The organism is Idiomarina sp. T82-3 (genome assembly GCF_001577655.1).
Classification (GTDB): Bacteria; Pseudomonadota; Gammaproteobacteria; order Enterobacterales; family Alteromonadaceae; genus Idiomarina; species Idiomarina baltica.
Genome location: NZ_LSBQ01000008.1, coordinates 41,654 through 54,575 on the forward strand (window position 1 = coordinate 41,654; position 12,922 = coordinate 54,575).

Annotated in this window: 11 protein-coding genes; 6 read left to right on the forward strand and 5 right to left on the reverse strand. The window is 46.5% G+C overall.

Annotation, left to right across the window (positions count from 1 at the left end; all coding sequences use genetic code 11):
* Positions 1-38 precede the first annotated feature (38 nt).
* Genes AWU56_RS06830 through rpe form a run of 3 tightly spaced genes read right to left on the reverse strand, consistent with a single transcriptional unit; the run spans position 39 to position 2,337 of the window.
* Complete coding sequence (locus AWU56_RS06830; RefSeq protein ID WP_272977774.1) at positions 39-623, reverse strand: anthranilate synthase component II; 585 nt, start codon at positions 621-623, stop codon at positions 39-41.
* An 11-nt stretch (positions 624-634) separates the two neighbouring features.
* Positions 635-1,645 carry a tryptophan--tRNA ligase gene (gene trpS, locus AWU56_RS06835; RefSeq protein WP_006954389.1) on the reverse strand — a complete coding sequence of 337 codons (1,011 nt, stop codon included), beginning with the start codon at positions 1,643-1,645 and terminating at the stop codon, positions 635-637.
* A 26-nt stretch (positions 1,646-1,671) separates the two neighbouring features.
* On the reverse strand, positions 1,672-2,337 hold the full coding sequence (rpe, locus tag AWU56_RS06840; protein ID WP_006954390.1) for a ribulose-phosphate 3-epimerase: 666 nt from the start codon (positions 2,335-2,337) through the stop codon (positions 1,672-1,674).
* A 133-nt stretch (positions 2,338-2,470) separates the two neighbouring features.
* On the opposite strand from rpe, the gene AWU56_RS06845 reads away from it, so the two are divergent.
* Positions 2,471-2,803: a hypothetical protein gene (locus AWU56_RS06845; RefSeq protein ID WP_272977777.1), complete on the forward strand. Its 333-nt coding sequence runs from the start codon at positions 2,471-2,473 to the stop codon at positions 2,801-2,803.
* 24 nt (positions 2,804-2,827) lie between these two features.
* Complete coding sequence (locus tag AWU56_RS06850; protein WP_006954392.1) at positions 2,828-3,025, forward strand: DUF2970 domain-containing protein; 198 nt, start codon at positions 2,828-2,830, stop codon at positions 3,023-3,025.
* Positions 3,026-3,031: 6 nt separating this feature from the next.
* On the opposite strand, the gene prlC is transcribed toward AWU56_RS06850, so the two are convergent.
* Positions 3,032-5,080: an oligopeptidase A gene (prlC, locus tag AWU56_RS06855; RefSeq protein ID WP_286682098.1), complete on the reverse strand. Its 2,049-nt coding sequence runs from the start codon at positions 5,078-5,080 to the stop codon at positions 3,032-3,034.
* Between the two features lie 137 nt (positions 5,081-5,217).
* Between prlC and AWU56_RS06860 the strand changes: the two genes are divergently transcribed.
* The 3 genes from AWU56_RS06860 to AWU56_RS06870 all read left to right on the forward strand — a co-directional run bounded on the left by AWU56_RS06860 (position 5,218) and on the right by AWU56_RS06870 (position 12,050).
* A complete protein-coding gene (locus tag AWU56_RS06860; RefSeq protein ID WP_286682099.1) occupies positions 5,218-7,542 on the forward strand; it encodes a S9 family peptidase in 2,325 nt (774 codons plus the stop codon).
* A 116-nt stretch (positions 7,543-7,658) separates the two neighbouring features.
* Positions 7,659-9,011 carry a glutathione-disulfide reductase gene (gene gorA, locus AWU56_RS06865; RefSeq protein WP_286682100.1) on the forward strand — a complete coding sequence of 451 codons (1,353 nt, stop codon included), beginning with the start codon at positions 7,659-7,661 and terminating at the stop codon, positions 9,009-9,011.
* A gap of 147 nt (positions 9,012-9,158) precedes the next feature.
* Entirely contained in the window at positions 9,159-12,050 is a 2,892-nt protein-coding gene (locus AWU56_RS06870) for an insulinase family protein (RefSeq protein WP_286682101.1), read from the forward strand.
* A 90-nt stretch (positions 12,051-12,140) separates the two neighbouring features.
* Here AWU56_RS06870 and AWU56_RS06875 read toward each other — a convergent pair whose 3' ends face one another.
* Positions 12,141-12,470 (reverse strand): hypothetical protein, encoded by a 330-nt coding sequence (locus AWU56_RS06875; protein WP_006954399.1) that lies wholly within the window; start codon positions 12,468-12,470, stop codon positions 12,141-12,143.
* A gap of 261 nt (positions 12,471-12,731) precedes the next feature.
* Here AWU56_RS06875 and AWU56_RS06880 point away from each other — a divergent pair, with 261 nt between their 5' ends.
* On the forward strand, positions 12,732-12,902 hold the full coding sequence (locus AWU56_RS06880; RefSeq protein ID WP_006954401.1) for a hypothetical protein: 171 nt from the start codon (positions 12,732-12,734) through the stop codon (positions 12,900-12,902).
* Positions 12,903-12,922 lie beyond the last annotated feature (20 nt).

Genomic DNA, 12,922 nt, shown 5'->3' on the forward strand with positions numbered 1-12,922 from the left:
GCTCAAATACACATAGAATGGCGCAAGACTATAGCATGCTAGGAGTTTAGCTCTGCTAAAAAGTTGCCAATAATCCTATGCCCCATTTTCGTAAGTACCGATTCTGGATGAAACTGCACGCCAAAAATTGGTAATCGCCGGTGCCTCATCCCCATCACCTCGACACCAAAATTGTCCGTTTCTACCCAGGCATCTACAACAAAGTCGTCCGGGATAGTATGTTGCTCAACAATCAGTGAGTGATATCGAGTTACTTCAATTGGCGACGGCAGCCCCATATAAAGTCCTTTTCCACTATGGGTTACCTCCGACACTTTTCCGTGCATGACACGTGGCGCTCTCACCACTTGCGCACCCCACACCTGAGCGATTGCCTGATGACCAAGACATACGCCGAGGATTGGCATATGGCCCGCACAAGCCTCTATCGCAGCCAACGACAGCCCGGCCTCATTAGGACTACAAGGCCCTGGCGAAATAACTAAGGCGCGAGGTTGCCGTGCCAGCAGTTCCGACAGCGAAATGGCGTCGTTACGCACGACCCATACCGACTCGCCTAGCTCCTCAAAGTAACGGGCTAAGTTGTAAGTGAATGAATCGTAGTTGTCGATTAACGCGATCACGCGTGGTGACCTCACTGACCGGGATATTGTACAAAGCCAACCGCTTTGTAGACATCTGACAGCGTTTGATGAGCAGCTTCCCGCGCCTTGTCAGCACCTTTCTTCATGACTTGATTTAAAAACTCACGGTCGTTTCGCATGTCGTGATAGCGTTGTTGAATCGGTTCCAGCATGGCGACGACAGCCTCTGCAACGTCTTTTTTCAAATGACCGTACATCTTATCTTCATACTCAGGGACAAGCTCATCAATACCACGACCTGTCGCTGCTGACATAATACTCAACAAATTGGACACACCCGGCTTCTCTTGTTGGTCAAAGTAAATGCGCGCTTTCTCATCCGAGTCAGTAACCGCTTTTTTGATTTTTTTGAGGATTTTTTTAGGTTCCTCTAATAAGCCCACATAGTTGTTCGGGTTGTCATCTGACTTTGACATTTTCTTCGTAGGGTCTTGTAGCGACATCACTCGAGCACCGACTTTAGGAATCATCGGCTCAGGAATTTTGAACACCTCTCCATACAAATTATTAAAGCGTTCAGCGACGTTTCGCGCGAGTTCCAAATGTTGTTTTTGATCATCACCCACCGGCACCTCGTTGGCTTGGTAGAGCAAAATATCAGCCGCCATCAGTGCTGGGTATGTGAATAGTCCCGCATTAATATTGTTGGCATGACGCTGCGACTTATCTTTAAACTGCGTCATTCGATTCAGTTCACCCATTTGCGTGTAGCAATTTAAAATCCACGCCAACTGGGCATGTTCTGGTACATGTGACTGAATAAATACTGTGCTTTGTTCGGGATCAAGACCGCAGGCGAGATACAATGCCAAACCATCAAGGGTCGCCTCTTGCAGTTTTTCAGGCTCCTGGCGCACAGTAATCGCATGCAGATCGACCAACATAAATTTGCAGTCGTGGGTCGCTTGCATATTCACCCACTGACGCAATGCGCCGATGTAATTACCAATTGATAGTTGTCCTGAGGGTTGGCAGCCACTTAATACAATAGGTTTCGACATCTTAATTTGCTTCCTAACTGAATAATTTAATTTGCGTTAATCGCTTGCTTCATCGTACGGATAACCTCGGCATAATCGTCGGCATTAAAAATCGCCGAACCTGCAACAAACATGTCGGCACCCGCCTGCGCAATTTCACCGATATTGTCGCAATTTACTCCACCGTCGACCTCTAAACGAATATCACGCCCACTTGCGTCAATCCGTTCGCGCACTTGACGAAGCTTATCTAACGTTCCCGGGATGAACTTCTGCCCCCCAAAACCAGGATTAACTGACATCAAGAGGATCAAATCGATTTTATCCATCACATAATCGAGATAATGCAATGGCGTCGCCGGATTAAATACGAGACCCGCCTGACACCCGTGTTCCTTTATTGTCTGAATCGTACGATCGACATGTTCAGATGCTTCCGGGTGAAAAGAAATAATAGAAGCTCCAGCCGCAGCAAAATCGGGCACGATTCGATCGACCGGCTTAACCATAAGGTGGACATCGATAGGTGCTGTGACGCCATAGTCCCGCAGCGCCTTACACACCATTGGACCAATGGTTAGATTGGGCACATAGTGATTGTCCATGACATCAAAGTGAATAACGTCAGCGCCCGCGGCTAACACATTATTCACTTCCTCGCCCAGACGCGCGAAGTCGGCAGATAAAATCGAGGGTGCAATTAACGGCTGCATGGGTCATCTCCGTTTTTAAAAGTGCGCGCATTATAGCACCGAAAAGATGACAAAAAAATTCGTAATATCGACTAGCATTTTCAGCAATTCGCTGATAAATTAATCAGAATTGTTAATGATAAAGGTGCTGACCATGAAAACATCCGCTAAATATGCAGCGCTCGCTGTCGGCGTGATTCTCACGGCTTCAGGCGTTTTTGCCCTGAACCAAGGTCCTGCTTTTGTCTCTAAACAAGCTGCTAACTCAACACAACGTTGCGAAGTGTTACTCAACGCCTCCGAAATTAAGCAGTCAAGTGCACAGTGCCAAGCACCTAGCACGAAAGTGACTTGGTCCAACTGGTTTAAAGGTGAGAGTCGCTCTACCCAGTTTCACTTCTTCGATTTAATCGAACTCCTCTTCAGCTCATCCGAAGAGCATACGCCCCAGTCGACCTCTAGCTATAATAGTCAGACAGCCTTATAACCGAATATTATGCAGATTGCGCGAATGAGCCAAGGCTCCATTTTGCAAACACTCTTGAGTGTTATTGCGGCTTTTTTTGGCGTACAAACAGATAAAAACCGCCAACGTGACTTCAATAAAAAAAGTCCTGTGCCTTTTATCGTCGTTGGCATCATTTTGGCGGTCTTAATGGTGATAGGCATTATGCTCATCGTCAAATGGGTGTTAGCCACCCATTCTTAATCGTTATTAATTGGCAATACCACTGTGACGGAGCAGTGCATTTATATCGGGTTCACGCCCTCTAAATTCGCTAAACAGTTCAGCGGCAGGTTGACTGCCTCCTCGCTCGAGAATTGCGTGTAAAAATTCGCGACCCGTTGCTCGATCAAAAATGCCATTTTCTTCAAATTTGGCAAACGCATCCGCTGACAACACTTCAGCCCATTTGTAGCTATAGTAGCCGGCAGCGTACCCCCCAGCAAAGATATGACCAAAGCTATGTTGAAAGCGATTATATTCTGGTGGGATACGCACAGCAACGTGCTCTCGAACACGTTGTAAGACGCCCGCAATATCTGCACCTTGCGCCGCATCAAACTCATAATGCAACTTCATATCAAATAGTGAAAACTCTAATTGCCTCACCATTTGCATCGCCGACTGGAAATTACGCGCCGCCAGCATGTTATCAAGTAAGTTTTGCGGGAGCGGTTCACCCGTCTCGTAGTGACCCGAAATATCGGCCAACGCCTCTGGTTCCCAACACCAGTTTTCAAGAAATTGGCTTGGTAACTCCACCGCATCCCATTCGACGCCATCAATACCTGACACACCGCCCGTGTCTACTTGGGTAAGCATGTGGTGTAATCCATGCCCAAACTCGTGGAACAGAGTCAAAACTTCATCATGAGTAAACAGAGCCGGCTTATCTCCCACTGGCTTACTAAAATTACACGTTAAAAATGCAACGGGATACTGTAACTCACCCTTACTATCACGATTGCGGCCAACAAAATCAGCCATCCAAGCGCCACCACGTTTGCCAGCTCGCGCATATAAATCCATATAAAAGAAACCGCGTGTTTCACCATTGGCATCCGTAATCTCGTAAAAACGTACGGTTGGATGATAGGTGTCAATCTCTTTATGTTCCTTGATATGTATACCAAATAATCGGTTAACAACACTGAACAACCCATCCACTACCTTGTGCTCTGGAAAGTAAGGCTTAAGTTGCTCATCTGAAATCGCATATTCAGACTGTTTTAATTGCTCGCTATAATATGGAACATCCCACGCATCTAGGGTTTGTACTGACTGCGCTTTAGCAAAGTTTTCAATGGCTTGATAATCTGCTTTAGCCTGATCTAACGAGCGCTCAGCCAAATCGTTTAGAAACGAAAGCACTTGATTAGGCGACTCGGCCATTTTGGTTGCCAGAGACATTTCAGCGTAATTATCAAACCCGAGTAAGTTAGCAAGCTCATGACGAAGGGCTAACGTTTCATTCATCACGTCGGAGTTATCATACTCACCTGCATTCGGACCGACATCCGATGCTCGTGTCACAAAAGCCTGATACATCGCCTTACGGAATTCGACATTATCGGCATACAACATGACGGGTAGATAGCTCGGAATATCAAGGGTAAACAACCAACCCTCCTTTTCCGCTTCCTGTGCCGCCTCTTTCGCAGCCTCAATCGCGCTATCGGGTAGCCCGCTCAGTAGCGTTTCATCGGTTATATGATAATGCCAGGCGTGGGTGGCATCTAACAGATTGTTACTAAACTGAGACGATAATTCAGACAAGCGACTAGTGATTTCCGCGTAACGCTTCTTCTCATTCTCAGGTAGATCCACGCCCGACAGTTTGAAGTCGCGCAAGGTATCATTAATTAGCTTCTGCTGTGACCGATTCAGCGTAGAATATTCGTCACCATTAGCAAGTGCTTGATAGCCTGCAAACAGGCCTTGATGCTGACCTACGTAAGTCGCATACTCAGACAGCAAAGCTAAGCATGCGTCATGCGCGTTACGGAGCTCAGGCTCACTCATCACCGAATTTAAGTGTGACACCGGAGCCCACACTTTTTGAATACGTTCATCCGCACGTTGCAACGGCTCAACAAACCCTTGCCAAGTAAATTGTTTGGTATCAAGCACCTTATCAACCGTGCTTTTCGCATCGTTAATAACTTGTTCAATCGCGGGTTCTATGTGCGTTGGCTTAATCGCCGCAAATTTTGGCAACGCATTATGACTGTTAGCGACTTCAAGTAGTGGGTTCGACATCTTTACCCTTCCTTATAAAACCGATTAATTTAACTCTTATATTGGGCAGTTTGTCCAATCTTCAACCATAAACACTGATTTTCTGGCGCGCATCGGGTATCCTTTTTATGTTTTAAATAACAAGATGGAAACCGACTATGAATTTTAAAACGTCAACCTTTAGCGCACTGAAGCCGCTAAAGCGGGGGCTAACACTGGTAAGTTTTGCGACGCTCGTTGCTCTTTCTGGTTGTAGCTCTATGTCGAATCAGTCTGCGGATAAAAATGACTCGGTAGCAGCTCAATCCACTGAGGGTCAGCTCTCTTTACAAGACATTTTTGCGAGTGATAAATTTCGTGTAAAGCGTCCTGCACCAACACGCTGGCTAGAAGATGGTTCGGGCTATACGACTCTTGAGTCATCAAAACAGGTGAAAGGTCGCGATATTGTCCGTTACCACCCCGAAACCAATGCGCGCGATATTATGGTATCAGCGCAAGCACTCACACCTGAAGGCTGGGATCACGCGCTTAATATTGCAGATTACCAATGGTCTAACGACGGCGATAAGGTATTAATTTTCACTAATACTAAGCGCAGTTGGCGTACGCATACACTGGGCGACTATTGGGTCCTGAATCGCACAACCGGTGAATTGCGTCAGTTGGGCGGTGATGCGCCTGAATCAACGCTTCAGTTTGCAAAATTTAATCCACAAGGCACTAAAGTCGCTTACGTGATGCAGAACAACATTTACGTACAAGACTTGGACACGTTTAACATTCAAACGTTAACTAATGACGGTAGCGACACCATTGTTAACGGTACCTTTGACTGGGTTAACGAAGAAGAATTCTTCTTGCGTGATGGTTTCCGCTGGAGTCCTGATGGTCAGCACATTGCTTACTGGCAGTTAGATACGGAAGGCACGCCGACCTTTACGATGATCAATAACACCGATTCGCTTTATCCGACGTTAAAGCAGTTCCCTTACCCTAAAGTGGGTGAAACCAACGCTGCCATGCGTATTGGCGTGATGCCAGCAGACGGAGGCGACACCACGTGGATGCAACTACCTGGCGACCCACGCATGCACTACCTCGTACGCATGAATTGGGCGGGCAATTCAAGCCAACTGTTAATTCAACAACTCACGCGTAAACAAGACGTCAATCGCGTTTACCTGAGTGACATCAGCAACGGACGTAGTCAAAAATTATTAAGTGAAACAACCGACTCGTGGGCCGAATACGTTGATGACGTCAAGTTCCTCGATAATGGCAAGTCATTCACTTGGCTGAGCGAACGCTCTGGATACCGTCATATTTACCGTGTTGAACGTGATACCGGCAAGATGACGACGATTACTCGCGGTAACTGGGACGTGGTTGAAGTCTTGCGTATTAACGAAAACGACGGCTGGGTTTACTTTATTGCATCACCTGAAACGCCACTCGAGCGCTATTTATTCCGTGCCAAACTCGATGGGAGTGGTGTATTAGAGCGTTTAACGCCTGATCAACCAGGCACTCACAGTTATAGTGTTTCACAAGATGCAAAATACGCCGAGCACACCTATAGCGACGTCAACCATGTTCCCGTGACTGATATGGTCAGTTTACCCGACCACAAAGTTATTCGTACGGTTGTCGCTAACGATGAAGCGCAAAAAGCCGTTGATGCACTTAACCACAAGCCGCTCGAGTTTTTCCGAGTATCCGCTCGCGATGGATTAGCGCTTGATGGCTATATCATGCGTCCGACTGACTTTGACCCTAATAAAAAGTATCCCATTTTATTCTACGTTTATGGTGAACCTTGGGGTCAAACGGTTGCTAATCGCTGGGGTGGTTGGTTGTATCTTTGGCATACCATGCTAACCCAACAAGGCTATATCGTAGCTTCAATTGATAACCGCGGAACTAAATCTCCACGCGGCTTCGATTGGCGTCGTTCGATTTACAAAAATCTCGGTGTTGTGACTGTTCGTGATCAGTACGATGCACTGCAAGAAATGGCAAAACGTTGGGATTACATCGATACCGATCGTGTCGGCATCTGGGGTCACAGTGGCGGCGGTTCACAAACGCTGAACGCCCTATTCCGTTATCCTGAAGCCTACGATATGGGTATGGCACTCGCCCCCGTACCAGACTTAACGCTATACGACACAATTTACCAAGAGCGTTACTCAGGTCTGTTGCCGGAATCAGCTGAACGTTATAAAGAAACTTCAGCTATCACTCACGCCAAAAATCTCGAGGGTGATTTGCTACTGATCCACGGTACCGGCGACGATAACGTCCACTTCCAGGGCAGTGAACGCTTAGTCAACGAATTGATTAAATACAATAAGCAGTTTGAATTTTTTGCTTATCCCAATCGTTCACACGGTCTTTATGAGGGCGAGGGTACCACGCTACACCTTCGGACCATGATGACTGAGTTCTTGAAGGAGAACCTGCCAGCAGGTGCTCGCTAACTGATCTTCCGATTAAGTTAATCGGTATTAACCACTGATAAACCCCGTATCTTCGTTGCATGATACGGGGTTTTTACTCATCATATGCGCATCTTAGATTTGAGGAGTCGATTTTCATGAGCAGACATTATGACTATTTAGCTATCGGTGCAGGAAGCGGCGGCATCGCTTCAGCTAACCGCGCGGCCATTCGCGGCGCAAAAGCCGCTGTTATAGAAGCCAATGCGGTGGGTGGCACCTGCGTTAACGTCGGTTGTGTACCGAAAAAGGTCATGTGGTATGGCGCTCATATTGCCGAAGCAGTGAAATACTCATCCGCATATGGCTTTGATCTCGATCAGAAAGATTTTGATTGGGCAACGATGGTTAAAAACCGTGAGGCTTACATTGAACGTATTCACGGCGGTTACCATCGTGGGTTCCAAGGCAATGGTGTTGAATTTATCGAAGGCTTTGCCAAATTCGTTGACCACCGCACCGTCGAAGTTAACGGTGAGAAAATTACTGCCGACCACATTACCATCGCTACTGGCGGTCGACCGATGATTCCCGATGTGCCGGGTGCAGAACACGGTATCGATTCAGATGGCTTCTTTGCGTTAACAGAACAACCTAAAAAGGCTGCTGTAGTAGGTGCAGGCTACATTGCCGTTGAGATTGCCGGCGTTTTTCAGGCGTTAGGCACCGACACGCACTTACTCGTACGTCGCGATCGTCCACTGCGCTCGTTCGATCGTTACATCACCGATGGTCTTTTAGAGCGTATGGAGCAAGACGGGCCTACCTTGCATACAGAAACCGTGGTTAAAGAAGTGGTTAAAGAGCAAAACGGTACGCTCACCTTGCACTTTGAAAACGGCGAAACCATGAAGGATGTCGACTGTCTTGTGTGGGCAATTGGCCGTGTCCCTGCAACCGATAAGATCAACCTCGAAACAACAGGTGTTGAGCTTGACGCGCAAGGCTTTATTAAAGTCGATAAGTTCCAAAACACCAGCGTGCAAGGCATTTACGCCGTAGGCGACAATACCGGTGCTACTGCACTCACGCCCGTTGCCATTAAAGCGGGTCGCCAGCTGGCTGAGCGTTTGTTTAATGATATGCCGAACGCTCATATGGATTATGAGAATATCCCGACCGTGGTTTTCAGCCATCCAACCATTGGTACTGTCGGCTTAAGCGAAGAAGATGCCATCGTTAAATACGGTAAGAGCAATATCAAAGTGTATACCTCTTCTTTTGCTGCGATGTATAACGCCGTCACGCCACACCGCGCACTCAGCTACTTCAAAATTGTGTGCTACGGAAAAGAAGAACGCGTCGTCGGTATTCACGGCATTGGTGAAGGTATGGATGAAATCCTACAAGGCTTCGCGACTGCGATGAAGATGGGCGCAACTAAAGCTGATCTCGATTCAACCGTGGCTCTGCACCCGACCAGCGCGGAAGAGTTTGTGACGATGCGCTAGCCACTTACTGACAGTCGCTTAGTCTGCAAAGGCGGGCGGCTGTCAAATTCTGTTACAAATTGCTTTGTGCCGTTGCATTTCTTTACTGCAAGAAACGGCGTATTTCTGTTTATTATAAAGTACACCCTAAACAGGAATATGACGCTTATGAAGAATCTATTTATGCTGTCTGCACTCACTTCAGCCCTTATTTTGGCTGGTTGCAGCAGTTCAGAAACTCAATCTAATAATGCGCAAGTAGCAGCGCAGTCACAACAAGCACTCGCTGAACAAGTCGTAAAGAGTCCGAACGACGAACGCCAATATCGAGTCGTCACACTGCCCAACCAACTCGAAGTTATGCTCATTTCCGATCCAAACACGGAAAAATCAGCAGCTGCTTTGAGTGTAGGCGTTGGCTTGCTCAAAGATCCCATGACCCAACAAGGTATGGCGCATTATCTTGAACACATGCTGTTTCTCGGAACCGACAAGTATCCGGATACCAATGGTTATAGCGAGTTCATGAGTAATAACGGTGGTAGCCAAAACGCATCAACTTGGCTTGATATCACGAACTATATGTTCAAAGTCAACAACAACGCCTACGATGAAGCACTCGACCGCTTCTCAGATTTCTTCAAATCACCCAAGTTATATGCCGAATACGCCGACAAAGAAAAAAATGCTGTCAACGCCGAGTGGTCTATGCGCCGCGAGATGGACTTCTTTGGTCAGTTTAAGCTCGCTCGCATGCTTTTAGGTGAACACCCGGCAAACCGCTTTTTAATTGGTAACAACGATTCACTCGGTGATAAAGAGAACAGCAAGCTGCACGAAGAGCTTGTGAACTTTTATAACCGCTATTACTCAGCGAACATCATGAAAGTTGCAATGATCAGCAACGAATCTCTCGACAAAATGGAATCATTAGCGAAAAAGCATTTCGCCAGCATCGAAAATGATGACATTGAACCACCAGAAACCACTGATAAAGTCGACTTTGCGAAAGCGGGTAAAAAGCGTATCCACTACGTACCCAATGAAGATGTTAAGCAATTGCGCCTTGAGTTTATTATCAACGATAACCAAGACCAGTTTGCGGTCAAACCGAATCGCTTTGTGACCTATCTGTTGGGCTCAGAAATGCCAGGCACACCGACTGAGCGCCTCAAGGCAATGGGCTTGATTTCTAGCTTAAATGCGTCAGCGTCCCCGACTGAATATGGTAATTACGGCGCATTGACCGTCGATATTAACCTGACTGATGCAGGTATGAAACATCGTGAAGATATCACCGCCTTAATCATGCAATATATCAACATGATTAAAGAGCAGGGCGTTGATAAAAAATACTTTAAAGAAATTCAAACTAGTCTAGCTAACAGCTTCCGCTTCTTAGAAAAAGGAGACGAGTTTGGTTACGTTGCTTCACTTGCTTCCGCGATGCAGAATTATCCTGCTCAGTACGTGATCAGCGCACCTTACGAATACAAAGAATTTGATGCCGAAGCGATTAATAACGTACTTAATCAGTTAACGCCTGAACACCTGCGCGTTTGGTACATTTCTAAAGATGAACCTCACGACAAAGAGCTGAGTTTTTACGACGGTAAATACCAAGTCGAAGATATTGCAGCTTCAGAGGTTGCCACTTGGTCAGCCGAGCCACAGCTCGCAATTAACTTACCTAAAGTTAATACGTTGCTTCCTGAAAACTTCGATTTAAAGAAAAATGCTGACTTTGACCAGCCGAAAGTCGTTATCGAAGAGCCCGGCATTGAGGTATGGCAGTACCCAAGCCAAGTATTTGCCGACCAACCACGAGGCGTGCTAACCACCATCATTAACAATCCAGATCCGATTACTGATGTTAAGAAATCAGTACTGCTTGCTTTATGGCAGGATCTTTACAACCTGCGTGTGAGTGCTTTATCGACTGAGGCGAGCATCGCGGGCATGAGCTTAAGTCTTAACGATAACCGGGGTCTTACCTTTAATATTTCGGGCTTTACCGACAAGCAGCCAGAACTCATGCAACGAGCATTAGATGAGCTCACGTTTGATGTCGAGCCGCAAGCATTTGCACAGGCTGTTGATCGTCTGGTTCGCGGTATTAAAAATAAAGGTCAGCAATTCCCGCTGTATCAATCTTTTGATGCTTATGGTCAGATTATTCGTGAAGACCAGTTTGCTGATGACAGCCTTATCGAAGCTGCTCAGAACGTAAAACCAGCTGATTTAGCAACTTACATGGATGAGCTATTAGCGAATAACTCAATTAAAATGTTTGCCTTTGGTAACTACGACAAGGCTGATTTACAGTTAGCAGTCAATGAAATCAAAGATCTATTGCCCGCCGACAGAAGCGTCACCGAATACCGCACTGCACGCTTCTGGAAGCCGCAAGCTGACACTTCTTTAGTGTTACGTAAGGACTTATCTGTTGCAGACGTGGGAATTGTTGATGCCCATATCAACGGCACACCGAGCTTCGCTACACAAGCAGCAGCGACCGTATTGCAAGGCCACTTCCGTACCGAGGCGTTTGATACCTTACGTACCGAAGAGCAGCTTGCCTATGCGGTAGGTACTTTTGCACCACAACTGGACCGCTACACCGGCTTTGGGCTTTATATTCAGACTCCGGTGAAAAATGTTGCCGATATGCAGGCGCGTTTTGAATCCTTCAAAAAGGAGTACTGGGAAACATTGCAGAACTTAAAGCCTGAGACGTTTGAACAGTTGAAATCAAGCACCTTAGTCACGCTTAACGAACCGCCGAAGAACCTGTCTGAAGAGTTACAGCCGGTGTTGAGCGATTGGTATTTACATCGTTATGACTTTGATACCAAGCAACAGCTGATTAATGCGGTTGAGCAAGTGACTCTGGAAGACGCGAAACAGTTCTACAAGGATACGGTATTAAACGAAGATAGTGCCCGGATCTCTGTACAACTACGCGGTGAGAAGTTCCAAGATGCTAGCTTTGCTGACCTTCCAAATCAGCAAGTGATTGAAGACTTAGCAGAGTTCCATCAAGAGATGCCTAAGCAATAGGCGATGATATGAAGATAAGTAAAAGGCGCCGCTAGGCGCCTTTTTTATAACTGCCGAATCAACTCGACAGTGGTTGGGAACAAGGTACAACTATTTGTCAGCGCGGAGCTTTAGTGCACTCGGAAATCCGGTTGCCGCAACGCTGCTCGTCCGAAACTGCTCACGAACTTGAGATACGACGGTTTGAGCATCATTCGCTAACATCGCTTGGTTACTTAACATCAGGTCATACATCATGCGCTGCTGAGTCAGACGCACACTGCCACGAATGGTTTCATGATAACCCGTTTGTCCTGGTGTCACTGTGTAGTGTTGCATGACACTTGATGACGCAGGTGCCTGTTCTATATTCATTTCTGCACTTGCCATTACGTTCGCTGATACGACTAAGCCAGCGACTATCGAAATTAAACGTTTCATAATCTTGACTCCTAATCTTGAGGCTTACTTAATGAGTCGTACTCGCGTAAGCAAAGGTTGCATCACCGTGAAATTATTTTTGTTATGAGCTAACTATAGCGAGTTATCTATGTATTTGGGTTTCAAAAAGATGTCCATTTGTAAATGATTGGATCAAATCACGCAGATTAGGCTGGCTTGGATGAAATTTTTCGAACACAGCATCCAAACTGGTTATTTTTTCGTCTAATAGGTGATTGCCCTAATCTAGAGGAACTTATCATGGCTAACAGCAACCACTCGCAATGGGATTCACACCCCGATATTGGACCACAACCCGCCTGTACTGGAGCAGACTTGGATAACGAAACAGGCTTTTGGGAGCGGAGTCGACCTATCGACCCCTTTATCGAACAGAAAGAGTTAGACAGTATCGATGATCAACAGGAATAAAAAAAGGGAGTGCGTGCACT